The 25,401-nt window shown below is 66.7% G+C and carries 22 protein-coding genes; 7 read left to right on the plus strand and 15 right to left on the minus strand.

The window, feature by feature from the left end; genetic code table 11:
- Window positions 1–197: 197 nt before the first annotated feature.
- The 3 genes from ACT4OC_RS06415 to ACT4OC_RS06425 form a co-directional block, all read right to left on the minus strand.
- Window positions 198–950: a carbonic anhydrase gene (locus ACT4OC_RS06415; protein ID WP_444838124.1), complete on the minus strand. Its 753-nt coding sequence runs from the start codon at window positions 948–950 to the stop codon at window positions 198–200.
- Window positions 951–1,042: 92 nt separating this feature from the next.
- Complete coding sequence (locus ACT4OC_RS06420) at window positions 1,043–2,191, minus strand: DJ-1/PfpI family protein (RefSeq protein ID WP_444838125.1); 1,149 nt, start codon at window positions 2,189–2,191, stop codon at window positions 1,043–1,045.
- Between the two features lie 114 nt (window positions 2,192–2,305).
- The gene (locus tag ACT4OC_RS06425) at window positions 2,306–2,959 is read right to left on the minus strand and encodes a S24 family peptidase (RefSeq protein WP_444838126.1); all 654 of its coding nucleotides are present in this window, start codon (window positions 2,957–2,959) and stop codon (window positions 2,306–2,308) included.
- Between the two features lie 188 nt (window positions 2,960–3,147).
- Between ACT4OC_RS06425 and ACT4OC_RS06430 the strand changes: the two genes are divergently transcribed.
- On the plus strand, window positions 3,148–3,486 hold the full coding sequence (locus ACT4OC_RS06430; RefSeq protein ID WP_444838143.1) for a DUF952 domain-containing protein: 339 nt from the start codon (window positions 3,148–3,150) through the stop codon (window positions 3,484–3,486).
- Window positions 3,483–4,580 carry a quinone-dependent dihydroorotate dehydrogenase gene (locus ACT4OC_RS06435; RefSeq protein WP_444838127.1) on the plus strand — a complete coding sequence of 366 codons (1,098 nt, stop codon included), beginning with the start codon at window positions 3,483–3,485 and terminating at the stop codon, window positions 4,578–4,580. Before ACT4OC_RS06430 ends, ACT4OC_RS06435 begins: the two co-directional genes overlap by 4 nt.
- A 207-nt stretch (window positions 4,581–4,787) precedes the next feature.
- Here the strand turns inward: ACT4OC_RS06435 and ACT4OC_RS06440 are convergent, their stop codons facing one another.
- From ACT4OC_RS06440 to ACT4OC_RS06460, 5 genes are all read right to left on the minus strand, one after another.
- Window positions 4,788–6,047 (minus strand): MATE family efflux transporter, encoded by a 1,260-nt coding sequence (locus ACT4OC_RS06440; RefSeq protein WP_444838144.1) that lies wholly within the window; start codon window positions 6,045–6,047, stop codon window positions 4,788–4,790.
- 66 nt (window positions 6,048–6,113) lie between these two features.
- The gene (locus tag ACT4OC_RS06445) at window positions 6,114–6,848 is read right to left on the minus strand and encodes an MBL fold metallo-hydrolase (protein ID WP_444838128.1); all 735 of its coding nucleotides are present in this window, start codon (window positions 6,846–6,848) and stop codon (window positions 6,114–6,116) included.
- A 31-nt stretch (window positions 6,849–6,879) separates the two neighbouring features.
- Window positions 6,880–7,182: a DUF6460 domain-containing protein gene (locus ACT4OC_RS06450; protein WP_444838129.1), complete on the minus strand. Its 303-nt coding sequence runs from the start codon at window positions 7,180–7,182 to the stop codon at window positions 6,880–6,882.
- A 95-nt stretch (window positions 7,183–7,277) separates the two neighbouring features.
- Window positions 7,278–8,933, minus strand: a complete 1,656-nt coding sequence (locus tag ACT4OC_RS06455) for a cisplatin damage response ATP-dependent DNA ligase (RefSeq protein ID WP_444838130.1) — start codon at window positions 8,931–8,933, stop codon at window positions 7,278–7,280.
- Window positions 8,930–9,967 (minus strand): ligase-associated DNA damage response exonuclease, encoded by a 1,038-nt coding sequence (locus ACT4OC_RS06460; protein ID WP_444838145.1) that lies wholly within the window; start codon window positions 9,965–9,967, stop codon window positions 8,930–8,932. Before ACT4OC_RS06460 ends, ACT4OC_RS06455 begins: the two co-directional genes overlap by 4 nt.
- A gap of 49 nt (window positions 9,968–10,016) precedes the next feature.
- On the opposite strand from ACT4OC_RS06460, the gene ACT4OC_RS06465 reads away from it, so the two are divergent.
- The 3 genes from ACT4OC_RS06465 to pdeM all read left to right on the plus strand — a co-directional run bounded on the left by ACT4OC_RS06465 (window position 10,017) and on the right by pdeM (window position 14,462).
- Window positions 10,017–10,943 carry a methyltransferase domain-containing protein gene (locus tag ACT4OC_RS06465; RefSeq protein WP_444838131.1) on the plus strand — a complete coding sequence of 309 codons (927 nt, stop codon included), beginning with the start codon at window positions 10,017–10,019 and terminating at the stop codon, window positions 10,941–10,943.
- Window positions 10,944–11,049: 106 nt separating this feature from the next.
- Window positions 11,050–13,629, plus strand: coding sequence for a ligase-associated DNA damage response DEXH box helicase (locus tag ACT4OC_RS06470; protein ID WP_444838132.1), 2,580 nt, complete (start codon window positions 11,050–11,052; stop codon window positions 13,627–13,629).
- 134 nt (window positions 13,630–13,763) lie between these two features.
- Window positions 13,764–14,462 carry a ligase-associated DNA damage response endonuclease PdeM gene (gene pdeM, locus ACT4OC_RS06475; RefSeq protein WP_444838133.1) on the plus strand — a complete coding sequence of 233 codons (699 nt, stop codon included), beginning with the start codon at window positions 13,764–13,766 and terminating at the stop codon, window positions 14,460–14,462.
- A gap of 100 nt (window positions 14,463–14,562) precedes the next feature.
- On the opposite strand, the gene ACT4OC_RS06480 is transcribed toward pdeM, so the two are convergent.
- The 7 genes from ACT4OC_RS06480 to ACT4OC_RS06510 all read right to left on the minus strand — a co-directional run bounded on the left by ACT4OC_RS06480 (window position 14,563) and on the right by ACT4OC_RS06510 (window position 23,818).
- Entirely contained in the window at window positions 14,563–15,240 is a 678-nt protein-coding gene (locus ACT4OC_RS06480; protein WP_444838134.1) for a glutathione S-transferase family protein, read from the minus strand.
- 106 nt (window positions 15,241–15,346) lie between these two features.
- On the minus strand, window positions 15,347–16,183 hold the full coding sequence (locus ACT4OC_RS06485) for a MerR family transcriptional regulator (RefSeq protein ID WP_444838135.1): 837 nt from the start codon (window positions 16,181–16,183) through the stop codon (window positions 15,347–15,349).
- A 249-nt stretch (window positions 16,184–16,432) separates the two neighbouring features.
- Complete coding sequence (locus ACT4OC_RS06490) at window positions 16,433–17,212, minus strand: TIGR02186 family protein (RefSeq protein ID WP_444838136.1); 780 nt, start codon at window positions 17,210–17,212, stop codon at window positions 16,433–16,435.
- Window positions 17,209–18,144 carry a sulfite exporter TauE/SafE family protein gene (locus tag ACT4OC_RS06495; RefSeq protein ID WP_444838137.1) on the minus strand — a complete coding sequence of 312 codons (936 nt, stop codon included), beginning with the start codon at window positions 18,142–18,144 and terminating at the stop codon, window positions 17,209–17,211. The genes ACT4OC_RS06490 and ACT4OC_RS06495 overlap by 4 nt, the downstream gene beginning before the upstream one ends.
- A 354-nt stretch (window positions 18,145–18,498) precedes the next feature.
- Window positions 18,499–19,317 (minus strand): hypothetical protein, encoded by an 819-nt coding sequence (locus ACT4OC_RS06500; RefSeq protein ID WP_444838138.1) that lies wholly within the window; start codon window positions 19,315–19,317, stop codon window positions 18,499–18,501.
- A gap of 111 nt (window positions 19,318–19,428) precedes the next feature.
- Entirely contained in the window at window positions 19,429–23,022 is a 3,594-nt protein-coding gene (locus ACT4OC_RS06505; protein ID WP_444838139.1) for a hypothetical protein, read from the minus strand.
- A gap of 208 nt (window positions 23,023–23,230) precedes the next feature.
- A complete protein-coding gene (locus ACT4OC_RS06510; RefSeq protein ID WP_444838140.1) occupies window positions 23,231–23,818 on the minus strand; it encodes a PadR family transcriptional regulator in 588 nt (195 codons plus the stop codon).
- Window positions 23,819–24,020: 202 nt separating this feature from the next.
- Between ACT4OC_RS06510 and ACT4OC_RS06515 the strand changes: the two genes are divergently transcribed.
- A complete protein-coding gene (locus tag ACT4OC_RS06515; RefSeq protein ID WP_444838141.1) occupies window positions 24,021–24,407 on the plus strand; it encodes a nuclear transport factor 2 family protein in 387 nt (128 codons plus the stop codon).
- Window positions 24,408–24,541: 134 nt separating this feature from the next.
- The coding region (locus tag ACT4OC_RS06520) for an acyl-CoA dehydrogenase family protein (protein ID WP_444838142.1) at window positions 24,542–25,401 on the plus strand (860 nt) is incomplete at its 3' end.

The following is a 25,401-nucleotide window of genomic DNA, read 5'->3' on the forward strand; positions in this document are numbered from 1 at the left end:
GACGGGAGTGCGATTTTGCGCGTTCTGCGCGTTGTCACGCCCGCTCTGGGCCGCATTACCGCCTTCATGGGGCGCTTCTCAGCCAAATCAGGGCAAAACTCAGCGATCAACCGCGTCCGATTCAGTACCGCAACTTAGCCGCAGAATACTTGCCCAGTCTCTCCGCTTTGCCCACCCTACAGTTCGAATACAGCGTCTCAACCCGATACCAGCACGTAACGCCGGTTATCCCGCTGCACCGGCCGCGCGTTCATCGGATAGAGCTTTGCGAACGCCGCCACGTCCGTTTCCGCCACCGTGATCGGCGTCGTCAGCACCAGCCACTCCACCGTCTCCGCGCAGGGCGGCGTCGTCAGCGAGCCCGAATAGCGGTAGTAAGTGAGCTTTTTCGGCAGCATGTCGTTCGGGTTGAAGGAAGCGTCGGCCTTCACGGGCGGACCTTCCTTGGCCGGCATGGTGGCGACCACGCTGGCAAACGCCGCATTCGGCTTGCCGGTCGACATCAGCACGCCAAGCACGGCGAGCGCGCCCGAATCGGCGCGATGCACGAAATGCGCCTCCATCGGAAAGCTCCTGCCGGCGACCAGGTGCTCGCTCGGCCGGTGGAAGTGCACCTGCAGCAGCTTGTACTTCCTGTCCCCCAGCGTCAGCGTACTGCCTTCGGCGAAATTGAGCTGGATGGTGTGGCCGTTGTTGACGATGGTGTCGGCGCTCTTCGCCCAGCCGAGCTTCAGCGGCGGCAGCTGCGCCTTCACCGGCGCGATGATGTCGATCGGCGATTGCTGCTGGCCGATCGCGCAAACCTTGCTGGCCGCGTCGAGATCGCCCCATTTCGCAGGGCCCGTCGCGCCCTGGTAGCTCCAATGGGCGCCCTCGGCGGCAAAGGCAGGCCGGCACAGCGGGCAAAGCGCAAGGCCTGCAAAGGCCTTGAGGGCGTCGCGGCGATTCATGTTCTCCCCCGGAAGACCCGATCGGCAATGATCCGGTCCGGCGCAACCTATTGAAGCGCCCTTGAAGCGGCAAGCTGGCGGCGACGAAAAATCTAGCGGTGCGCCGCAGGTCTTGGGTATTCGAGCTGCATCGCCACGAAGTCGGCCGTGCGCCCGCCATAGCGCGCCTCGATGCCGCCAAGAGCACGGTCGAGCGCCTGTGCCGGACGATCCGCGATCGCCGGCAGCGATCGATCCCTGGGCCAGCTGGAAGCGATTTGGTCGGGCAGGACCCGGATGCCGTGTTTGGTCCGCAGCGCCCCAACATCGCCCGCAAAGGTCACCGCGCGCGAGCGATAGGTACGCGACCAGGCATCCGCGACCAGCGCCAGCGACACCTCGTCGATGCCCGGCGTCAGCGCGATGCCGAGCTGCTCGTGCTGCCAGAACGCGAGCGTGTTTCGGATCGCCGTCAGCGCGAAGGGCCGCGTGAACTTGAACGCGTCGCTGTTGTGTCGCGCGTCCCAGCTCTCGAGCCCGATCTCGCGTGCGACCGCCGCGGCCTTGGCGCGTCCGGCAATCGCCTCGATCAGCGTCAGGGACATCGGCATCGAGGCGCTGATTCCGGTGGTGGTAGCGACGCCGCGGTCGACCACGATCCGCCGATCCCTGACATGGCGCATCGTGGGATGCTCCCTGGCCATTTCCTTCAGGTAAAACCAATGCGTGGTCCCGCGCCTGCCGTCGAGCAGCCCCGCGCTGGCAACCACCTTGGCGCCGGCGCAGACGCCGACGATGATGGCGCCCTTCGCCGCCTGGCCCTTGATCCACTGCGATACGGCCGGATCGTCGTCGCGGCTCATCGCCGGCACGATCACATAATCGGCGCCGTCGGGGTGTTGCGCGTCGAATTCAGCCGTCGTCGCGTCCGGCTGAACCTTGAGCACCGGAAACAGCGTCATCGGTCCGGGTTGCGTCGCCAGCGCCACCACGTTGGCGACGTCGGCGCGGCGCAGGATACCGTAAGGCATCAGGTAGTCGGTGGTCTCGCTCTGCTCGTTGATGCCGACGATCGCAATCAGCGGTCGCTGCCGCTTTGGCGGCTTAATAGCCGCGAGCGCGCCATCGGCTTCCTCGCGCGAGATCGGTGGCGCAGCCGCCGCGGAGGTCTCCGCAGGCAGCGCGAGAATCCAGCCTGCAAAACCAATCGCGAGAAGCGCGGCGGCCCCCAAACCGCACCACAACACAAGCCGCCAGGTCATCTTGAATCGAGTCGAATTCCGTTACGTTTGTTCGAATGTTAACGCGCGCGAGCGTCATTCGAAATGACGCAAATCCCGCAAAAGGCGACATGCGGAACCGGCGCCGTTCGCCGGCTAATGCCGCGTCCACGCGATCCGCGCGATCCATTCCACCTCGTCCGAGGCGAGCGCGCGGTCCGGCCCGTCGGCGCCGAGCGGCGCCAGCTCCAGCGCCTTTGCGGTCCGGCGCCGGAGTTCGCCGATCAGCACTTCGCCCGCCACCGTCTTCACCACCACGCGGTCGCCGCGGCGGATCGGCGTGCGAGGAGCTACCACGATGACGTCGCCGTTGCGATAGGCGGGATTGAAGGCATCGCCGGAAATCTCCAGTGCGAAGGCGTGGTCTTCGCCGGCCACGGGGAGAGCGACCGCGTCCCAGCCGCGGCCGGCCGGAAAACCCTGCGCATCGAAATGGCCGGGATGCGTCGCCTGTGCAAGGGCGAGCAGAGGAACCGATCGCACGTCGCGCCCGTGATCGCCGATCAGCTGCACGAACGTATCGATCGAGCTGCCGCTCGCGGCGAGCGCCTTCGCCAGCGATTCGGTCGAGGGCCAGCGCTCGCGGCCGTCGGCCGTGATGCGCTTGGACTTGTTGAAGGTGGTGGGATCGAGCCCCGCGCGCCGCGCCAGCCCCGAAGGCGACAGCCCCGCACGCTCGGCGAGCCGGTCGAGCGCGCCCCACACCTGGCCGTGGGTCAGCATCTTCAGCGCTTTTGGCTGCTTGGCCATGGTCACAACCCGGCACCTTGATGCGGGAATTATTGGCGCAATCGCCGGCTTCCGGCAATTCTGCGCGGCAAGGGTGCGCGCTTCTGCTTGAAGTCGCCTCCGCCCGCCGATACGGTCGCCTCCGGCTACCGGGATTCCCCGAAAAATCCCAAAGGTCTCAAGGACAAGCAGGAATCGCTCCCTTGCGCATGATCTACAAAATCTGCCCGGCCTCGGCATGGCGCGAGGCGGAGCGGCAGGGCGTCTATCGCGGCAGCGCGGACGATGCCAGGGACGGCTACATCCATTTCTCCACCGCCGCCCAGGTCGCCGAGACCGCGCGAAAGCACTTCCATGGGCAGACCGGCCTGTTCCTGGTCGCGGTCGATGCCGATGCGCTAGGGGAGCGCCTGCGCTGGGAGCCTTCGCGCAACGACGAAATGTTTCCGCATCTCTATGGCGAGCTCGACCTCGGCGCGGTGAGGGATATCCTCGATCTGCGCTCGCGGGCGGACGGCTCCCACGACGTGCCGGAGCTCGCTTCGTGATCCGCGCGTTCGACACCTTCTCGCTGCCGCTGCTGCGCTGGCTCGATCCGGAGGACGCGCACCGCCTTGCGATCCAGGGGCTGCGGCTGCTGCCGCCGATGCGGCCTAAGGCCGGCGATCCGAAGCTCGCGGTGCGCGCCTTCGGGCTGAACTTTCCCAACCCGGTCGGCATGGCCGCCGGCTTCGACAAGAACGCCGAGGTGCCGGATGCGCTGCTGCGGCTCGGCTTCGGCTTTGTCGAGATCGGCTCGGTGACGCCGCGCCCGCAAAGCGGCAATCCGCGGCCGCGGCTGTTCCGCCTCGAGCGGGATGAAGCCATCATCAACCGCATGGGCTTCAACAATGACGGCGCCCAGACGGTGCTGCGGCGCCTCGCCTCGCGCGCCCACCACAGCGGCATCGTCGGTGTCAATGTCGGCGCCAACAAGGATTCCGACGACCGCACGGTCGACTACGTCAGGCTGATCGAGACCTTTGCGCCGGTGGCAAGCTACTTCACCGTCAACGTCTCCTCGCCGAACACGCCGGGCCTGCGCAATTTGCAGCAGTCGGCTGCGCTCGACGATCTCCTGGCACGGGTGATCGACGCCCGCGAGCGCGTGCGCAAGAACGCAGGCGACTCGCCGGTGCTTTTGAAGATCGCGCCCGATCTCAGCCTCAACGAGCTCGACGACGTCGTCCACATCGCCCGCTCGCGCCGCGTCGACGGCATGATCGTCGCCAACACCACGCTGGCGCGGCCCGCTACCTTGCGCGAGAGTAATCGCGCGAAGGAGCAGGGCGGCCTCTCCGGCCGGCCGCTGTTCCGCCTCTCCACGCGGATGGTGGCGGAAACCTACGTGCGGGTCGAAGGCGCTTTTCCATTGATCGGCGTCGGCGGCATCGATTCCGGCGGCGCGGCGCTGACAAAAATCCGCGCCGGCGCCAGCCTGATCCAGCTCTATTCCTCGCTGGTCTACAAGGGCCTTGGCTTGGTCGAGGATATCAAGCGCGATCTGTCCTCGACCCTGCTGCGGACGGGACGCGATTCGCTGTCGGAAATCGTCGGCGCCGATGCGGCGGCGCTGACGGCGGAAGACTGGCCGGTAAGGTAAGGCTGCTGTTCTTCACCTCTCCCCGCCTGCGGGGAGAGGTCGGATTGCATCGCAAGATGCAATCCGGGGGAGGGGGTGCAGGTCTCTCGGCAGTATCACTCGCGGATAGAAGCCCCTCACCCCAACCCTCTCCCCGCATCCGCCTTCGCCCGAAGGCGGGCTTCGGCGGACAAGAGAGCGGGGAGAGGGAGAGCAGGCATCGGAGCTTCACACTCCGAACGACCGCTTCACCAATCCCGGATACGCCAGCGCCTGCAGGCCGCCGCGGGCGGCGTAGTGCACCAGCAGCGCGGCCCATAGTCCCGCATTGCCGAAGCCGCGCAGCGCGAACCAGGCGGCGAGGAAGATCGCCAGCGAGGCCAGCATCAGGTTGCGCATGTCGCGCGCCCAGGTCGCGCCGATATAGACGCCGTCGAAGGCAAAGGCGAACACCGCCAGCACCGGCGAGGCGATGACGAACAGCAGGAAGTCGCGCGCGACACTGCGGACGTCGATGCTCGCGGTCATGATGTCGATCAGCGCAGGGCCGAACAGCGCGAACACCGCGGTGACGGCAAGTGCAAAGGCAAAACCCCAGAACACCACCAGCCGCACTGCGCCGGAAAAATCTTCGCGCGAGCGCGCGCCATAGGTCCGGCCGCACAGCTGCTCGGCGGCATTGGCAAGCCCGTCGAGGAAGAAGGCGCTGATCAGCAGGAAATTGTTGAGCACGGCGTTGGCCGCCAGGACCGTGTCGCCGGAGCGCGCGCCCTGCGCGGTGAAGAACAGGAATGCCGCGATCAGCGCTGCGGTGCGGATCATGATGTCGCGGTTGACCGCCAGCATCCGCAGCAGCTTGTCGCGCGCGAACAGATGGGCGCGCGACAGCGGCGGGTGGCCGGAGGTCAGCCGCTGCGCGATCACCCCGCCGATGGCAAGGCCGGCGGCTTCCGCGATCACAGCGGCGATTGCAGCGCCCGCGATCCCGAGATCGGCGACCAGCACCAGCAGGATCGTGGCGATCATGTTGATGAGGTTGATGGCGATCTGCACGGAAAGCGCCAGCGTGGCGCGGGCTTGACCGATCAACCAGCCCAGCACGACGTAATTGGCGAGCGCCAGCGGCGCCGACCAGATGCGGATGATGAAATAGGTCGTGGCGGCGCGGGTGACGCCCTCGCTGCCGCCCATCGCGCCGAGCAGGATCGCGGCCAGCGGCACCTGCAGCGCGATCAGCGCAAGGCCAACGATCGCGGCAACAATCAGCCCGCGGACCAGGATCGCGTGCAGCTCCTTGGTCTCGCCGGCGCCGAGCGATTGCGCGGTGAAGGCGACCGTTCCCATGCGGAGGAAGGCGAACAACCAGAACAGGCAGTCGAAGATCACCGAGGCCATTGCGACGCCGCCGAGCATCGTGGCGTCGCCGAGCCGGCCGATCGCCGTGGTCGAGACGATGCCGATCAGGGGCGTCGTCAGGTTCGCGATCATCGCGGGGCCGGCGATGGCGAAGACCTGCGCGGTGGTGACCTTGGAAGGGGAGTTCAAGACAGGCTGCTACAGTTCGACGATCATGCCGTCCTTTGCAGCAGAGTAGGGCAGCTTGTCCAGCCTGCCCAGCATGTCGTCGCTCATGTGGGTGAGGACCAGTCGCTTTGCATCGATTGCACCGAGATGCGCCTCGAGTGTCGTCAGGCTGAGATGGTTCTTCACGATCCTGTCGTAATAATAGGCTTCGGCGATGAAGAGGTCGGCGTGGCGCGCCGCCGGAATCAGCGTCTCCGTCCATTCGGTATCGGCGCTGTAACAGATCGTGCGGCCCTCGGCCTCGATGCGATAGGCGAGGAACGGCCCGCCGGACTCGCCATGCACGACCGGGTAGGGCGTCACGGTCACGCCGCCGAACGCTCTGGCTTGCTCCGGCTTCAGCCCGACGACAGAAAGCTCAAAGCGTTGCTGCGTCCTGGAGGAATGCTCGAACATCACCTCCATCGCGGCCTTCAGTTTCGTCTCGATGCCTTCGGGACCTGCGATGACGAGCGGCCGGGCGCGGCGGCCGAATTGCGCGTCGAGCAGCAGGAACGGTAGCCCGGCAAAGTGATCGCCATGGAAATGCGTGATCAGGATGAGGTCGATTCCCTCGCGCGCTATGCCGAGCCGCTTCAGCGCCGGCAGCGAGGTGGCGCCGCAATCGATCAGGAAATTGACCGCGGCGCCGGTGACGTGGAAGCAGGTATTGTATCGGCCGCCCGAGCCGAACGCGTCGCCGCAGCCGACGAATTGCAGTTGCATCGGCTGCGACCCCTTCGTGCGTTACGGGACCTTATCGGCCGCGCGGCGAGGCGAAAATGCGCGACAGCAGCCAGACCGGGATCACGATCACGGCGCCGAGCAGGAAATAGCGCCACAGCCAGTTGATGGCGTCGAAGCCGAGATCCCACAGCCGCTGGAACAGCATGCGGATGGAGTGCAGGATATTCCAGGGATCGAATCCAACAGCGGCGAGCACCACGCCGACCAGGATCGACAGAAGGATCAGCCGGAACGCCACCGCCAGCGGCGTGCCGCCGAGAAAGCGGTACAGGCCGTCATTGCCGGCCGGCAAATCCCTGACGTCGTTCGGCATCGAAATCTCCCTCGCGTTCGTGCCCATTATAGGCACGGCGGGGCAGATGGGGAACCGGCTTGCCCGCGTCAATGCCGCCATGCGGGCGCGGAACCTTAATTTCCTGTCACGGTCTTTAACATCCGTTCAAGCGTCTCCAGCCGGTCCGCCTCGCGCGGCGGCTTGTCCCAGCGCAGCCGGTTGATGCGGGGAAAGCGCATCGCCACGCCCGATTTGTGCCGCGGCGAGCGGGCCAATCCCTCGAAGGCGACCTCCAGCACCAGGCCCTGGTCCGGCTCGTGGACGACATGGCGGACGGGTCCGAATTTTTCCGTGGTGTGGCGGCGGACGAAACGGTCGATCTGCAACAGCTCCTCGTCGGTGAAGCCGAAATAGGCCTTGCCGACCGGCACCAGCTGCTCGCCTTCCCTGCCATCGGTCCACACACCAAAGGTGTAGTCGGAATAATAGGACGAGCGCTTGCCGTGGCCGCGCTGCGCATACATCAAGACCGCGTCGATCAGATGCGGGTCGCGCTTCCACTTCCACCATTGTCCCTTCGGCCGGCCCGGAAGGTACGGCGCATCGCGCCGCTTCAGCATCACGCCTTCCACCGCATCGGCATCCTCGCCGGCGCCGGCGCTCGCAGGATCGGCGCGCGCGGCTACCAGCGCGTCCCAGCTGTCGAAGGCAACCGTCGGGGAAAGATCGATCCTGACATCGTCGAGCTTCTTCACGAACGCCTCGAGGCGCTCGCGTCGATCGGCGAATGGCAATTCACGCAAATCATTTTCGTCGTCGCCGAGCAGGTCGTAGGCGCGCAGGTGAATGGGAAATTCCTTGATCAGCTTCGGCGAGACGACTTTTCGATTGAGCCGCTGCTGCAGAACGTTGAAACTCTGCACGCGGCCCTCGCGCAGCACCAACAGCTCGCCGTCGATCGCGCCCGGCAGACGCAGCGACGGCAGCAAATCCGGAAAGCTCCCGGTGATGTCTTCGCCGCTGCGCGAATAGAGCCGCGCTTGCATGTGGCCGTCGGCGTCGCGGCCGCTCACCGCCTGCACGCGGATGCCGTCCCATTTCCATTCCGCGATGAAATCGGCGGGATCGAGCTTGCCAAAGTCTTCATCCTCGATCGCGTGCGCCAGCATGACGGGGCGGAATGGCGCGGCTTCGCGGTTGACGGGCTTGTCGCCGCGGCCCTCCAGCCAGGCAAAGAGATCGAGATAGGGCGGCGACAGCCCCGGCCAGATCAGCTCGATCTCGTGCGGGTCCTTGTCGCCGAGCGCGGCGGCTGCCGTCTTGGCGAGCCGCGCCGAGATGCCGATCCGCATCGCACCGGTGACGAGCTTCAGCAGCGCCCAGCGCCCGGTCTCGTCGAGCTCGTCCAGCCAGCGCGACAGCTGCCTTGGCAGCTCGGTCTTGCCAAGGGTGCGCAGCGTGGTGACCACCTCGGTCAGCGTCGGCGGAGGCGGATGGTTGTGACCGGCTAGCAGCGCCGCCTTCGGCCACATCAGCGCCACCGTCTCCGAGAGGTCGCCGACATAATCGTAGGACAGCCCGAACAGCACGGGATCGGTGCGCTCCGCGATCAGGTCCCGGATCAGCCCCGGCTTGGCGTGCTTGAACGACAATGCGCCGGTGAGCGCTGCCAGCGCAAAGCCGCGGTCGGGATCGCCGACGTCGCGGAAATACGCCGAGATCAGCCGCAGCTTGTTGTTGCGGCCGGGCTCGTAGGCGAGGCGATCCAGCAGGTCGGCGAAGCGGTTCATGCGTCCGCCTCACCGGTGACGACAGCCTCGCCCTCGTCCTCATCGCCATAGCCGACGAGATCGAGCGGCCGCGCCGCAAGGCCGCGGCTCTTGCACCAATGTACCAGCGCGTCTTCCTGGCCGTGGGTGACCCACACTTCGCCCGCGCCGGTCGCGGCGATGGTGGCGGTCAGTCCGTCCCAGTCGGCGTGGTCGGAGATGACCAGCGGCAATTCGATGCCGCGCTGCCGCGCCCGCGCGCGCACCCGCATCCAGCCCGAGGCGAAGGCCGTGACCGGATCGGGAAACCGGCGCGTCCACAAATCCGACGTCGCCGACGGCGGTGCCAGCGTGATGGTGCCGGCGAGGTCGGCCTTTTTCGTGCCGCGCACCGCGCGCAGCTCGCCGAGATCGATGCCGCGGCTCTGATAGTAGTGGGTGATCGCCTCCATCGCGCCGTGCAGATAGATCGGAGCGTCGTATCCGGCCTCGCGGAGCAGCGCGATTACGCGTTGCGCCTTGCCGAGCGAATAGGCGCCGACCAGATGCGCGCGCTCGGGAAACAGCTTTACCGACGCCAGCAGCTTCTTCACCTCATCTGCAGCATCGCCATGGCGGAACACCGGCAGGCCGAAGGTTGCCTCTGATATGAAGACGTCGCACGGCACGACTTCAAACGGCGTGCAGGTCGGATCGTGCGCATCCTTGTAGTCGCCGGATGCGACGATGCAGATATCCCTGCAGGTCACCGCGATCTGGGCCGAGCCCAACACATGGCCCGCGGGATGAAACTTGATCCTGACATCGCCCAGCCGGACTTCCTCGCCATAGGCGATAGCCTGCGTGCTGCGAGCGAAATTCTCGCCATAGCGCAGGCGCATCATGTCGAGCGTCTCCTTGGTCGCCAGCACGGCGCTGTGGCCGGCCCTCGCATGGTCGGAATGGCCGTGGGTAATCACGGCCCGCTCGACCGGCCGCACCGGGTCGATGTGGAAGCCGCCCGGCCTGCAGCACAGGCCGGCGGGAGTTGGCAGCAGGATGTCTTGCGGGCGCATCTCGGATATATAGGGCGCAGGAAACCGATTTTTCACCCGTCCAAAACCCATGCCCGCGCGCATCTTCCTGTCCTCCGGCGATCTGATTGCCGACCGCCGCTATGATTTCGCGCGCGACCTGCAATTGCGCGGCGACCTGCCGGCGGCGGCCGACCTCTTGCAACAGGCGATCGAGCTGGCGCCGAACTTTGCCTCCGCCTGGTTCACGCTCGGCGAAATCCGCCGGCAGCTCGGCGAGCGCGACGCGGCGATCGAGGCCTTTCGGCAGGCGCGGCATGCCGACCCTGCCGATCGCCACGGCGCCGCTCTGCGTCTGATGGAGCTTGGCGCCGAGCCGGTCTCGGCGATGCCGGCCGGCTATGTGCAGTCGCTGTTCGATCAGTATGCGCCGCGCTTCGAGAGCGCGCTGCTCAACGACCTGCGTTATCGCGGCCCGTCGCTGCTGTTCAAGGCCGTGATCGGGGTGCGCAATGCGGCGAGGAAGCCCGCCTTCTTCAAGCGCGGCATCGACCTCGGCTGCGGCACGGGGCTCGGCGCGGCCGCCTTTGCGAACAACGTCGACCGCTTCATCGGCATCGATCTTTCCGCTGGCATGCTCGAGAAGGCGCGCGCCTCCGGCCTCTATGCCGAGCTCGAAGTGGCCGACATGGCGGCCGGACTTGCCAGCAAGCCGGACGCCAGCGCCGATTTCGTTCTCGCGGCGGATGCCATGGTCTACGTCGCCGATCTGGCGCCGGTGCTCGGCCAGGCACACCGCGTGCTCGCGCCGGGTGGATTGATCGCCTTCACCACCGAAACCCATCCGGGCGAAGGCGTCATCCTGGGCAATGGCCTACGCTATGCGCACGCCGCCGCGCATGTGCGCGAGGCGCTTGCCGCCGCAAACCTGAAGCTTGCACTGCTCCAGGAAGCCTCGCCGCGCGACGAGGGCAATGCTCCCGTCCCGGGACTTGTGGTGGTGGCGACGCGAAGCTGAGAGGGCGGGCTCTCTTATCTCGTCATGCCGGGCTTGTCCCGGCCATGACGGCGGAGAGTGAGGTTGGACCTCGACGAACCCGGCCGGACGGCTTACCTCTTTCTTCGTGCCGTCGCCCGATCTCCTCTCCTGGACTCCCCCAGCGCCCCCGGCGACGGCAGCGCTGCTGCCGGACCGTTTCCGGAAATGGTTCGCCGCGCGCGGCTGGTCGCCGCGCGAGCATCAGCTGGCGCTGCTTGGCAAGGCGCGCGACAACCGTTCCGCGCTGCTGATCGCGCCGACCGGCGCCGGCAAGACGCTGGCGGGATTTTTGCCGACGCTGGTGGAGCTTGCCGGGCCGATGGCGGCAGGTGGCAAGAGCCTCGTCTCGGCCGGCCGCACCGTGAATCGCACCGGCGGCCTGCACACGCTGTACATCTCGCCGTTGAAGGCGCTGGCGGTCGACATCGCCCGCAATCTCGACACGCCGATTGCCGAGATGGGCCTGCCCATCAAGGTCGAGACCCGCACCGGCGATACGCCGGTATCGCGGCGGCAGCGGCAACGGCGCTATCCGCCGGATATTTTGCTCACCACGCCGGAGCAGCTGGCGCTGCTGCTGGCCTCCGATGACGCGCCCTATCTGTTTTCGTCGCTCAGGCGGATCGTGCTCGACGAATTGCATGCGCTGGTCACCTCCAAGCGCGGCGATCTGCTCTCGCTCGACCTGGCGCGGCTGTGGCGCATCGCGCCCGATGTGCGCGCCATCGGCCTTTCCGCCACCGTCGCCGAGCCCGAGCAGCTCGCGCGCTTCCTGATGCCGCAACATCGGGCCAAGCCGGTTTCCGCCGACATCGTCGTTGCCGGCGGGGCCGCCGCGCCCATCGTGGAAATGCTCGACACCAGGGAGCGGCTGCCCTGGGCCGGCCACACCGCGCGGCACGCGCTCGGCGAGATGTATGAGCTGATCAGGCGCAACAAGACGACTCTGATTTTCGTCAACACCCGCAGCCAGGCCGAAATGCTGTTCCAGGATTTCTGGCGCATGAACGACGACGGCCTTGCCATCGCGCTGCATCACGGATCGCTCGATGTCGCCCAGCGCCGCAAGGTCGAGGACGCCATGGCCGCGGGAAGACTGCGCGGCGTGGTATGCACCTCCTCGCTCGACCTCGGCATCGACTGGGGCGACATCGACCTCGTCATCAATGTGGGCGCGCCGAAGGGCGCCTCCCGCCTGATGCAGAGAATCGGCCGCGCCAATCACCGACTCGACGAGCCCTCGCGCGCGGTGCTGATCCCGGCCAATCGCTTCGAGGTGCTGGAGTGTGCGGTGGCCATCGACGCCATTGCCGAGAATGCGCAGGACACCCCTCCCTTGCGCACCGGCGCGCTCGACGTGCTGGCGCAGCACGTGCTCGGCTGCGCCTGCGGCGCGCCGTTCCTGGCGGACGAGCTGTATGAGGAGATCATCACCTCGGCGACGTACGCCGGTCTCGCCCGCGCCGATTTCGACGACATCGTCGATTTCGTCGCCACCGGCGGCTATGCGCTGAAGACCTACGAGCGCTTCGCCCGCATCAAGCAGGACAAGCAGGGCAAATGGCGCGTCGCCAATCCGAAGGTGCGGCAGAGCTACCGCCTCAACGTCGGCACCATCGTCGAGGAGGCGATGCTGAAGGTAAAGCTGGTGCGCTCGCGCGGTGCGGGCGCGGGTTCCACCGGCGCGCTCCTGCGCGGTGGCCGCATCCTCGGCGAGATCGAGGAATACTTCATCGAAGGCCTCGTCCCCGGCGACACCTTTGTATTCGGCGGCGAGGTCGTGCGTTACGAGGCTCTGGTCGAAGACCAGGTCTATGTCTCCCGTTCGAACGACCGGGATGCCAAGGTGCCGTCCTATATGGGCGGCAAGTTTCCACTCTCCACCTATCTCGCCGAGCGCGTGCGCAGGCTGCTGGACGATCGCCGCCAGTGGAATGCGCTGCCCGAGCAGGTGCGCGACTGGCTGTCGATGCAGCGCGATTTTTCCCGGGTGCCGGCGGTGCGCGAGCTCCTGATCGAGACGTTTCCGCGCGGCGGCAAGCACTACATGGTCTGCTATCCCTTCGAGGGCCGTCTCGCGCACCAGACGCTCGGCATGCTCCTGACGCGCCGCCTGGAGCGCGCCCGCGCCCGGCCGCTGGGATTCGTCGCCAATGAATATGCGCTGGCGATCTGGGGGCTCGGCGACGTCTCCTTTATGGTCCGGAACGGCAAGATCGATTTCGCAGGCCTCTTTGCACCCGACATGCTCGGCGACGATCTCGAGGCGTGGCTCGCCGAATCCGCGCTGATGAAGCGCACCTTCCGCAATTGCGCGCTGATCTCCGGCCTGATCCCGCGCCGCTTCACCGGCGAGGAGAAGAGCCGCCGCCAGGTGCTGTTCTCGACCGACCTCGTCTACGACGTCCTGCGCAAGCACCAGGCCGACCACGTGCTGCTGCGTGCCGCCCGCGCCGACGCCGCCACCGGCCTGCTCGACCTCAAGCGATTGGGTGATATGCTCGCGCGAATCCAGGGACGAATCACCCACCGGGAACTCGATCACGTCTCGCCGCTGGCGGTGCCAGTGATGCTGGAAATCGGCCGCGAATCCGTCTACGGCGAAGCGGCCGACGAACTGCTGGCGGAAGCCGCCGATGAGCTGGTGCGGGAAGCAACGTCTTGATCGACGACGTTGATGAGAAGGAAAATGAATCTTAGACGCGTCACTATCTCAACATCGTCATGCCCGGGCTTGTCCCGGGCATCCACGCCTTTCTTTTCTTGGCCAAGACGTGGATGGCCGGGACAGGCCCGGCCATGACGGTGAGTGCAGCGCGTGCCGTCCTTCCCCAATCGGACTTCGATGTCGCCGGCGTCGCGTTGATCGCCGATCTCTCCGGCGCGCTCTATTGGGAGGCGCAGCGCCTTCTCGTTGTCTCCGACCTGCACCTGGAAAAAGGTTCGAGCTTCGCCGCCCGCGGCGTGCTGCTGCCGCCTTACGACACCGCCGCGACGCTCGGCCGGCTCGCCGCCGTGATCGCCCGCCACGATCCACGCATGGTGATCGCGCTCGGCGACAGCTTTCATGACCGCGATGCGCACCGGCGCCTGTCCGACATCGATCGCGGCGCCATCACGGCCATGCAGGTGGGCCGCGACTGGGTCTGGATCTCGGGCAACCACGATCCGGCTCTGTCCTCCGACCTCGGCGGCGTCATCGCCAGCGAAGTCTGCATCGGCCCGATCGCCTTTCGCCACGAGCCGTCAGGCGCGTTCGGCGAGATCGCCGGCCATCTGCATCCCAAGGCTCGCGTCGCCACCCGCGCCCGCGTCACCGAGCGCCGCTGCTTCGCCAGCGACGGCGACCGCGCCGTGATGCCCGCGTTCGGCGCCTACACCGGGGGCCTCAGCATCCGCGACGTCGCCTTCACCAAGATCTTCGGCGCGCCGGATTTCACCGCACACGTGCTCGGCGACAACAAGCTGCACGCGATCGTCGCGTCGCGGTGTTATTGATTTGATGACCGTCATTGCGAGGAGCGGAGCGACGAAGCAATCCACGGCGCCACGAGCCGATAGGTGGATTGCTTCGCTTCGCTCGCAATGACGGCTGTGGTCAATCCAGAAAGCTCCGGTCGAGCCCCATGTTGGCGACGAACGGCTTCTCGTCCTCCAGCGCCTTGCGGAAGGCGTCTTGCCCGGCGATGCCGCGGAGGTATCGCGAGAGCTTTGGATATGCGGCGTCGTCGAGCTTGTAGCCGATATACTGATAGACGATGAAGTTGGACGCGATGGCGATATCGGCCAGCGTCATCGCGTTTCCGACCAGGAACTTGCCGTCGATCTGCGATTCCAGATAGCCGAAGATCTTCGGCTGCACATTGTCCAGCACGTCGTCGATCACGGCTTTGTCCGACGGCACCTTGCGGATGTTCGGCGCGACGATGGTCTGGTGAAACAGCGGATGCACGACGTGGCGGAAGATGGTGCCACCGGCATAGGCGTCGAACCACAGCGTGCGGCCGTACGCCTTTGCGTCAGCCGGCAGCACGGCCGGGGTCGGCTGTTTCCGCTCCAGGTACAGGCAGATCGCGTTTGAATCGGCCAGCGTGTAATCGCCGTCCTGCATCGCCGGGATCAGCCCGGTCGGGCTCAGCGTGCTCCAGTTCGGCGGCGGGTTGTCGGGAATGACCGGGATCACCACCTCGAACTTGTAGTCCATCTTCTTCAGGATCGCCGTGACGATGGCCTTGCGGGTGTGAACCGACAGGGGAACGCCGTGGATCGTAATCATGCTCTCTCCTCAGAGTTGTTTGGCCGCCGTCAATCGGCAAGCCGGTGGTGTTGCCGGAACGCGCCAGCGATCCGGGGTATCGAACGTCGTGATCGGTTTGGGCCGGCTAGTGCGCCTTGCGGACCGGGAACTGGATTTCCACCAGGGCGCCTTCGAAGCCGGGTGGGCCGGTGATGGGCTCGAGGAAAATTTCGCGGCAAGGCCCCGCGATTTCGTAGGCGTTCGCCTCGATCCAGCGGCCGACGGTGCCGAACGAGGTATGGCTCTCCGCGTTCGTTCCCGGCCGCACCACCGTCGCCATCGTCTCGATCGCCGGCAACTCGGTGGCGCGCAGCACCAGATCGCCCGCGATGCGCACGCCGGCGTTGGAGGGGCGCGTCAACGAGAAGCCGATATCGAGATCGAGTTTCTCGGAATCGACATCGTTGCGTGCGACCACGATGAGCTTGTCGCGCAGCGAAGGCTTGATCTGTCGCGTGCCTTCCTCGGCGACGGTGCGCACCATGCGCACCGCCTCGTCCATGTTCTCGCAAGCACAGCTCACGGCGAGGAACGGCGTCGCCGGCGCCGATTTGACGATGACGTCGAAGCCGTCAGCCTTGCCCTCGCGGTCGATCTGGGCAATGCGCGACTCGATGTGGCGCAGCCGTGCCTCTTCCTCCCTGAGCGAGCGCTCGAGCTGCGCCCGTTTCAAGGTGAGCATGCTGCGCAGCTCGGCCGGCGACATCTCCCGATCGAGCAGCGGCCCGATCTGTTCCAGCGACAGGCCGAGCTCCTTCAGCGCCAGAATGCTGTTGAGCCGTGGCAATTGCCGGATGGAGTAGTAGCGGTAACCGGTCTGCGCATCGACATGCGCCGGCCGCAACAGACCGAGCTGGTCGTAGAACCGCAGCTGCCGTCCGGAGACCTGCGCGATTTGGGCGAATTCGCCGATGCGAAACATAGGTGATTCTCCGAAACGGAAGCGAATGAGGCGCGCTTGCAGAACGGACTATGGCCGTTTGACGCAACGTCAAAGTCAAGCGGGTCTTGAGAGATTCTTTTCGGAGAGCGGCACGGGAAGTCCGCTCAGGCGCCCGTGCCAGGCCTTCCGGAACCGAACCCCGGTCGTCTCGAAGGATGGCCGCAGGCGACAGTGGGGCGTCAGGGTTCGAGACGCGCGAAGACGCGCTCCTCACCATGAGGGGCCGGCTCAATCCTTCCGGAACACGATCGATGCCATCCAGCCCGTCATCAGCGCCATCGCGACGGTCGCAAGCCCGTAGGCGAAGCCGTGCTGCCGCGAGCTGTTGGCGACGAACTGCTCGAATCCGACCTTGACGATCTCGAACGCGGTTTCGGTGCGCGTCACCAGCTGACCGTCGGCAAACAGCTTGATGTCGACGGTATAGGTGCCGATCGGCACCTCGGCCGGCAGCGGGATGCCGGATCGGAACAAGGTCGGCGTCAGGAGGGTCACCGCCGAGCTCGACTCGCGATAGAGGCCATGCTGCGAGCGCAGCCGGACGAAGGCGGAGCGGAACGGATCGTTCGGCACGACGTCGGCATAGTCGGGTCCGACGCGCTGGGTCAGCACCACGTTCCTCATGCCGAGCTGCTGGCGCCGCTGCACTTCGGGCGCGGCGATGGCGTCGATCGGGCGGTTGGAGAAGATGGCGAGATATGCCGGCACCTGCAGGAACTGGCGCGAATCCGTGTTGATCCAGATGCCGAATTTGCGCTCCTTGCGCCGCGTCACCATGTCAGCGCGCGGGCCGGCGACGGTGACGACGAGATCGTAAGCGCGGTTCGCGGGCGTAGCGGCATCCTTCTCCACCGAGCCGAACAGCACCAGTTCCTCGCCGGAATAGTTCGGCGTCACGGTGACGCGGTGGTTGGACACCGACACGATCAGCTTTTCCGCGCGCGCCGGCAGCGCGGCCAGCAGTGTCGCCAAAGCCAATGCGGGGATCGCAACTGCGTGCGCCCTCATGAGGCGCCTCCGCTTGCCGCGGTTTCACGAACGGTGAACAGCTCGGCCGGCTTGATGCCGAGCTCGAAGGCGAAGCGCACGCCGACCGAGAGCACGATCAGGCCGAGCAGCAGGCGCAGATGCTCGCCGCGGATCTTCTGGCCCGCGCGGGCGCCGAACTGCGCGCCGGTGACGCCGCCGACCATCAGGATCAGCGCCAGCACGGCGTCGACCAGGTGATTGGTCATCGCATGCAGCATGGTGGCGAACAGCATGGTGACGAGCGTCAGCACCATCGAGGTGCCGATCACCGTCGAGGTCGGCACGCGCAGCAGGTAGATCATCAGCGGCACCAGGATGAAGCCGCCGCCGATGCCCATGATGGCGCCGAGGAAGCCGATCAACAGTCCGATCGCAACCACCGGAATGACCGACAGATAGATCTTGGAGCGCTTGAAGCGCATCTTCATCGGCAGGCCGTGGACCCAACTATGGCTGCCGGAGCGGCGCATCGGCACCGGGTTGCCGCCGCGGGCGCGCAGCATCGCACGCAGGCCTTCCCAGAACATCAGCCCGCCCACCGTGGTGAGCAGGATGACGTAGGACAGCGCGATCAACAGGTCGAGCTGGCCGAGCGAGCGCAGCCAGGTGAAGGTCCAGACCCCCATCGCCGTGCCGATACTGCCCCCCATTAGCAGCACCGCGGCCAGCGCCGGGTCGATGGAGCGCCTTCGCCAGTAGGAGATCGCGCCCGACATCGAGGAGGCCGCGATGTGGCTGGACACCGAGGCCACCGCGACGGCGGGCGAGATGCCGACGAAGATCAGGAGCGGCGTCATCAGGAAGCCGCCGCCGATGCCGAACATGCCGGACACGAAGCCGACCGCCGCGCCCATCGCCAGGATCAGGAAGACATTGACCGGGATGTCGGCGATGGGAAGGAAGAGCTGCACGCGCGGTCGCTTCTTCTTGAGGCCGCAAGAAGCGACCCGAGGCCGCCCGCGACGAGGTTATCGGTCGAGCATCTGCCGGCAGGAGAATCCGCATGAACACGCGCGGGGAGCGCGCACGGACCGTTGCCGCCCCCCCTGCATAACCGAATTTGCCGGCGGGCGGGACTAAAGAATCCGTGGATTGGCAATAATTTGCCTCGGGCCGGCCATGGGTGCCGCGATTGTGAAATTGCCGCCGGGCGAAAAGCCGGCGCTAGAGCATGATCCGGAAAAGTGTAAAGCGGTTTTCCGAAAAGATCATGCTCAAACAAAAAGTTAGAGCGAGATGACGATTCGAAGAAAAGTCATCTCGCGCTAGCCGCGCGGGCCGCGGGCCGATGCCGTCACGAGATTCATGGCGCTGGCCTCCTGCGCATCCAGCCAGCGGATGTCCGCCGTCGCCGACATCGCCTCCACCAGCGACGACGAGATGCCCATCCGCTTCAGATAGCTGAGCACCATGCCTGTCGTCCGCTGGGTGTCGGCGACCGGATCGTCACTGCCGCCCCCGCGGGTCGTAAAGCGGTGGACGCCGAGCCGCGAGCCGCCGATGTCGTAGCGCACGGTCCCGCCTGCAAAGGCGGTTACGCAGGCGCTGGCGCAGGAGCCTGGCCTGATCTGGCCGGCCGCATCGATGGTGCCGACGGCGGTGGCGAGGCCGCGGGCACGGATGTTTTCGCCCACGATGATGGACTGGTTGAGATTGCCGCCGGGTGAAGACAGCAGCACGACGTCTCCGGGCTTGAGCTTGGCCTCGTCCAACCTCCCGCGGAACCAGCTGGCGGCGGCCGGACCGATCTTGCCGCGCAAGGCCAGCACGGTCCGGCGGCGGCCGTCGAGCTCGACATTGTCGACCACCGACGCGGACATGCTCGGCGTCGAGTAGAGATCCTTCCAGTAGTCCCAGGCGTCGGGCCGCGACAGGTCGCCATACGCCTGGATGAGCACGCCTGAAGTGAGCAGCACGAAGATGGCCACTGACATCAGGTGACGGCGGAAGAACCCAAGGGCTCCCGTGCCGTGGGAAGTGTCTTCCGGTTCGAATTCGGGCGCAGGCGCAGGCGCGGGCTTGTCCCAGGGCCGCCGCGCCGGCGGTACTGGCAGGCCGCTGTTTCGCTGCCGGGGGTCGTTCACGGATACCTCTCGCGGGTGAGCCGGCAGAAACGCCGGCCCCGATCTATGTAGGGAGTTCCGGCGAGGAGGTTCAGCCCCTGCGGCACCGTTGGCCCGCAGTGTGACGTCAATTTAATGCGACGCGGTCACCGGCGCGGCGCGCCTGGCGGGCCTGGCCGCAGGTTTGGTCGCCGGCTTGACTGCGCTGGCCTGTGCCGCGGCGTTGTCCCAGCCGCCGGCGGGGGCTGCCGCGTTGACCGCGTCGTCGGGCTGCGGCTCGGCGGTAAAGGTCTGGATCGCGAGCTTGGCGGCGGCCAGCGACTGCGGGTCGAGGCGCTTGGCGATGTCGTCGCGCTTGCGCCCCGCATCGGCGTCGCCCTGGGCGGCCGCCAGGCTGAACCATTTGAAGGATTCGGCGAGGTTCTGCTCGACGCCGATGCCGCGGGCATAGAGGATGCCGAGATTGTACTGGCTGTCGGCGACGCCGCGGTCGGCGGCTTTGCGGAACCACTGCGAGGCGGCCTTGTAGTTGGCGCCCTTGCCGCTGCCGTCGGCGTCGAGCACGGCGAGGTTATGCATCGCCTTGGCGTTGCCGCGCTCGGCGGCCTGCATGTAGTAGCGCCGCGCGATGTCGGCGTCCTTCTTCACGGAATGCCCCTTCTCGTAGAAGGTGCCGAGCCGGAAGATCGCCGGCACCACGCCGGCATTGGCGGCGCGGTCATACCATTTCGCGGCCTCGTCGAGGTTGACCGGAATGCCTTTGCCTTCTGCGAAGCGCATGCCGATCTCATAGGCCGCGGACGCGTCGCCCTTCAGCGCAGCGCTACGCAGTACGGGTCCGCCAATTCCTTCCGGCAGCTGTTCGGTCGGCGGCACCTGCACCTGGCCGAGCCGCCCGCCCTTCGGCGGCACGGGGGCCGGGGCCGGCGGGATCGAGCCGGTGATGTCGCTCGCAGGCGCCGGAGCGGCGACCGGCGCGGATGCGCCTTGCGTGATCGTGATCTGCGAGCCGTCGAGCATGTTCGGCGCGGAGGAATTGTTCGACTGCCGGCCGAGCGGTGTCGGCGATGTCATCGACGGCGCGGCGGGGGCGGGAGCAGGCGCTGCGGCGGGCCCGGCGCTCTTGTCGGCGGGCGAGAGCGTGGAGGCGGGCTCTTCCAGCGCCGGCATCGGCGGGACCGAGCCGGTATCGAGCAGGTTCATCGCCATCTTGAAGGTGCCGAGCACGATCACCACGACGCTTGCGCCGACCAGCAGCGAGCGGATCTTGGAAGTGATGCTGGAGCCTTCGGTGCCCGGCGTGCCGGGGGCGGCCTTTTCCTTCGCCTTGTCCTTGACCTTTTCCTTCGCCTTCTCGGCCGGCGCCGCCATGGCGGACTTCGCCGGGCGCTTGTCGTTCTGCGCATTGGCGGCGGCAGCCTGGGCTGCGCGGCGCGCGGCGGCGATGAAGCTCGACGTGCTCACCGGCTCCTTCGGTCCGGCGGCGGGAATTTCGCTCAGCGCGCTTTCGGACGCGGCAATGCGCTCCGACGGCGTCGAGCGCGGCATCGGGCGGGTGCCGGGCTCCAGCGGATGGTCCGGAGGCAGGTCGGGCTCGATCGCCGCGCGCGGGCTGGCGTGCGGCACCAGGATTTCGCTGATCGCGCGCGGCGTCGCCGGCAGCGCCGGAACGGGCGGCGGGACCGCGGCTTCGGCCTCGGCTGCGCCGAATTCGCGAGGCGCTGCGACGAAGTGCTCCTGCGGCGCAGGAGCGGGCGCCGTGTACTGCGACTGGGCGAGGACCGGATTGGGCAATTCGGGCCGCGGCATCGGCGGCATGGTGAACCGCGGCGCTTCCGGCTCCGGCGCAACGAAGGCGGGGGCGGGCGGCGCAGGCGGCGGCGGTTCGGGAGCGGGCGCAACTGGCGTGGCGCGGACATTGCGCAGGTCGCCCTCGATCATCGCGAGGCGATCGACGACATGGCCGAGCGTGGAGTGCACGGTCTCCAGCGCATCCTGGGTGCGCCGGTCGGTCTCCGACTGGCTGAAGCGGATGTCGGACAGCTCGCGCTTGACCGTGTCGATCAGCCCGGAATCCATCTGCGGCGGTGGCGGCGGCGCGTAAGACTGCCGGCTGGCGTTGTCGGCAATCGTCACGAGGTTGGCGTGCTGGGTCTCCAGATGCCGCAGGATGTCCTGCAGCGCGTCCTCGACCCGGCCGAGATTGCTCGCGCTGCCGCGCTGCTCGGTCGCGGCCTCGACGCGCTCCAGCAGGTACGACACGCGCTGTTCGAGATGCGCAAAGGCCGAAGCGTTGTCGTTGCCGACCGGCATGCGGTCGATGCGCTCGGACAGCGAGCGGATCACGCTTTCGAGATATTCGTTGTTGTTGCTTTCGACCGGCCGCGGCTGCTCGCGGCTCTCGATGGTCGAGGTCAGCGCGGCGATGCGCTGATCGAGCAGCGCCAGCGCGTCGCCGTGGCCGGCGGAATGGGCGAGCTGGTCGACCTTGGCCGACAGCGTGTGCACGTCGTCGGACAGCCGCGCCAGCGCGTCGTTGGAGGCGACGTTGGAGACGATCGAGCGCAGCGCCGCGATCGCGCCTTCGAGCTGATGCACCGTCGACGGATCGTCGTTGGCGCGCAGGATCAGGTCGAGCTTGGCGTGCAGGTTGCGGATCGCCTCGTCATAGCCGGCGAGCTGCTCGGCGGGCTTGAGCGAGAACAGCACTTCGCGGATTTCGGCGAGCGCGCGCTCTATGCCGGCCAACGCCTGGCTGTCGATGCCGCTGCTGCGGGTATCGTCGATGCGGCGCGACAGCGAGCGGATCTCGTTCTCGATCGATTCGATCGCGCGCCGCGGCATCGCTTCGGTGATGGCGTGACGGATCTCGGCGAGCTCGCTGCGGAACGCCGCGATCGACTGCTCGACATGGTCGGGCCGCTGCAGCGCCTCGATCTGGCTGGTGATCTTGACCAGGTGGCGTTCCAGCGACGAGAAGTCCGGGCTCGGAGGCGGCGGCGCGAATTGTTGCGGCGCATAGGGCTGCTGCGGGGCGAACTGGGGCTGCGGCGCGTAGGGCGGCGGCGGAGCGAAGTGCTGCTGCGCCGCGAATTGCGGCTGCGGGGCAAACTGCTGCCGCGGCGCATAGTGTGCCTGCGGCGCTTGCGGCGCCATCGGCGGCGCGTGGCGCGGCGGCATCTGGCGCCGCGGCTCGTCGAGCTCGTTCTGGCGTGCGGCGATTTCCGCGATGGCGGAATCGAAGTTCGACGGGCTCAGCGGCGGCGAGTTGCGATAGACTTCCTTGGCGGCGCGCTCGACCATCTCGGCCTGGCGCTGCCGGTCCTGCATCTGCGTCTCGCGGGCGGCCTGCGGATTGCTGATCTGCGACAGCCGCGCGTCGAGGCGCGAGATCGCGTCGTTGAGCTGCCGCGCCACCGCGGGCTCGCCGCGCGGTGCATGGCCATTACCGTTGCCCCGGGGGACCTCGTTGCGGGGCCTGGAAATCTGTTCGATCTGGCGGGTGATCGAGTCGAGCCGCTGGTGGATGTCGTCGACCGCGCGGTGCTGCTGGCTGTAGGCGGCCTGCCGCGGCTCGTGGCCGTTGCGGAAATCCGGGGGCGCATCGCCGATGTTGGCATTGAGCCAGTCGCTCAGCGACATGCCGGCGCGGCGCGCAGCCGCCTCGGCCCTCTCGCGCACGGATGGATCGATGCCGTCGACACTCCACGATACGCGCGAATTCATGATCTCGTCCGGTTCCGACTCCGGCGCTTCCTGCGCCTCAGCCTCCCCGCGCGTCCCGATCGGAAGACAATCGAATTCGGCGCGGGTCGTCTGCCTCAGAGATCGACTTTTTCCCGCTAGGGTAAATATCGGGTTAAGGAATGCGGCGCCGAGGCCGTAAAGTTACGCCAAGTAGCTGCTTTGCCTTCGAAAGCGGCTTGCGGCGCGCTCAGCCCTTGCTCTCGCGCGGAGCTTCGCCGATCGGCGTGACGCGCGAGGCCGTCGTGCCGGTCGCCAGGACTTCCAGCGCCTCCTCGCACCATTCCACCACCGCCCGTTCGTGGCGCACGCCGAGGCGGAGGTTGAGCAACTTGCCCAGGTCGGCAGGTGGCGCCGTGCCGTCGGGAAAGCGTTTTGCAAGAATTCGCTCGAAGCGGGCCTGGCGGTCGCGATGGTGTTCGAGGCGCGCCATGATGTCGGCGCGCAGCGCATCCATGTCGACCGCCTCCAGCGCGAACATCCGCACCAGGAGGTCGTCCTTGATCGAGGCCGGCCGGCTCGGCCGCGCCGCCCAATGTTTCAACGCCGCCCGTCCTTCCGAGGTCAGCGTGTAAACCAGCTTGTTGGGCTTGCCGGATTGCACCACCTCGCGGGCCTGGACATGGCCGCGGTCGCGCAGCTTCGACAGTTCCCGATAGATCTGCTGGTGGTCCGCCTTCCAGAAGAAGCCGATGGAGGTGTCGAAGGTCTTGGCGAGCTCGTAGCCCGTCATCGGCCGTTCGGTCAGGCACGCAAGGATCGCGTCACCCAGCGCCACGCGCGGACCCTCCATCTTGGGGCAAGCCATTTTTCGGCAAGGCTGCATCTGTTCCTTGACACCTTATGCACAAAGGTGCATATGCGTCAATGTGCATAGCGGGACGACGCGGAATTGAACGGCGAGACGGCCCGATGCTCGATATGGCGCGGCCGGTCGCCGCTGCCAGTGCAAATCGCAGCTTCACAGGAGGGGACGTCCGATGAGCTTGCCCGGCCTCGATTGCTGGTACCGTTTCATCAAGTCGCATGATCTCGCGGAGCTGAAAGCCATGCTCCACCCGGACGTGGTGTTCGAAAGCCCCGTCGTGCACACCCCGCAGCGCGGGGCGGACATCACTTTCAAATACCTCGCCAGCGCCATCAAGGTGCTGAACGGCGACAGCTTCCGATATCTCGGCGAATGGCGCGGCGACAAGAGCGCGGTGCTGGAGTTCGCGACCGAGATCGACGGCATCACCATCAACGGTGTCGACATCATCAAGTTCGCCGAGGACGGCCGCATCCTTCATTTCAAGGTGATGGTGCGTCCGCTCAAGGCGATGAACCTGCTGCACAGGCTGATGGGTGAGCAATTGGCGATGCAGTGAGGCGAATAGCCCTGCCCGGACGATACGGCACGGCTGTCTCGGCGTTCAGGAACAGGCTAAAACCCTCCCCGAAGTCGCGACTGACGTACCGCAGGAATTTCCCCACATAACCCGCCACCAGCGGAGAGGACGCGATGCCGATCTACAAAGCCCCCGTGGAAGATGTGACCTTCCTGCTCAACGACGTCTTCCAGATCGACCGCTACGACAATCTTCCCGGCTTCACCGACGCCTCCGCCGACGTGCGCGAGGCGATCCTCGGCGAGGCGGCCAAGCTCAGCGAAGAGGTGCTGCAGCCGCTGAATCGTGTGGGCGATCTCGAGGGCTGCAAGCGCCGTGATGACGGCAGCGTCACCACGCCGAAGGGATTCAAGGAAGCCTTCAAGCAGGTCGCCGAAGGCGGCTGGCTCGGCCTCTCCGCGCCGGCTGAATATGGCGGGCAGGGGCTGCCGGTGACGCTGAGCCAGGTCGTGACCGAATTCCAGAGCGCTGCCAACATGGCCTTCTCGATGTACGGCGGCCTGACCATGGGCGCTACCGCAGCGCTTCTGGTGCACGGCAAGCCCGAACAGAAGAAGATGTTCGTGCCGAAGATGGTGGCGGGCGAATGGACCGGCACCATGAACCTCACCGAGCCGCATTGCGGCACCGATCTCGGCCTGTTGCGCGCCAAGGCGGTGCGCCAGGGCGACGGCAGCTTCAAGATCACGGGCACCAAGATATTCATCTCGGCCGGCGAGCATGACCTCGCCGACAACATCATCCACCTCGTTCTGGCGCGGATCGAAGGCGCGCCCGCGGGCATCAAGGGCGTCTCGCTGTTCGTGGTGCCGAAATTCCTGGTCAAGCCGGACGGCTCGATCGGCGAGCGCAACGGCGTGTCCTGCGGCTCGATCGAGCACAAGATGGGCATCCACGGCAATTCCACCTGCGTGATGAACTACGACAACGCCACCGGCTGGCTGATCGGCGAAGAGAACAAGGGCATGCAGGG

The organism is Bradyrhizobium sp. (assembly GCF_052389815.1).
Classification (GTDB): Bacteria; Pseudomonadota; Alphaproteobacteria; order Rhizobiales; family Xanthobacteraceae; genus Bradyrhizobium.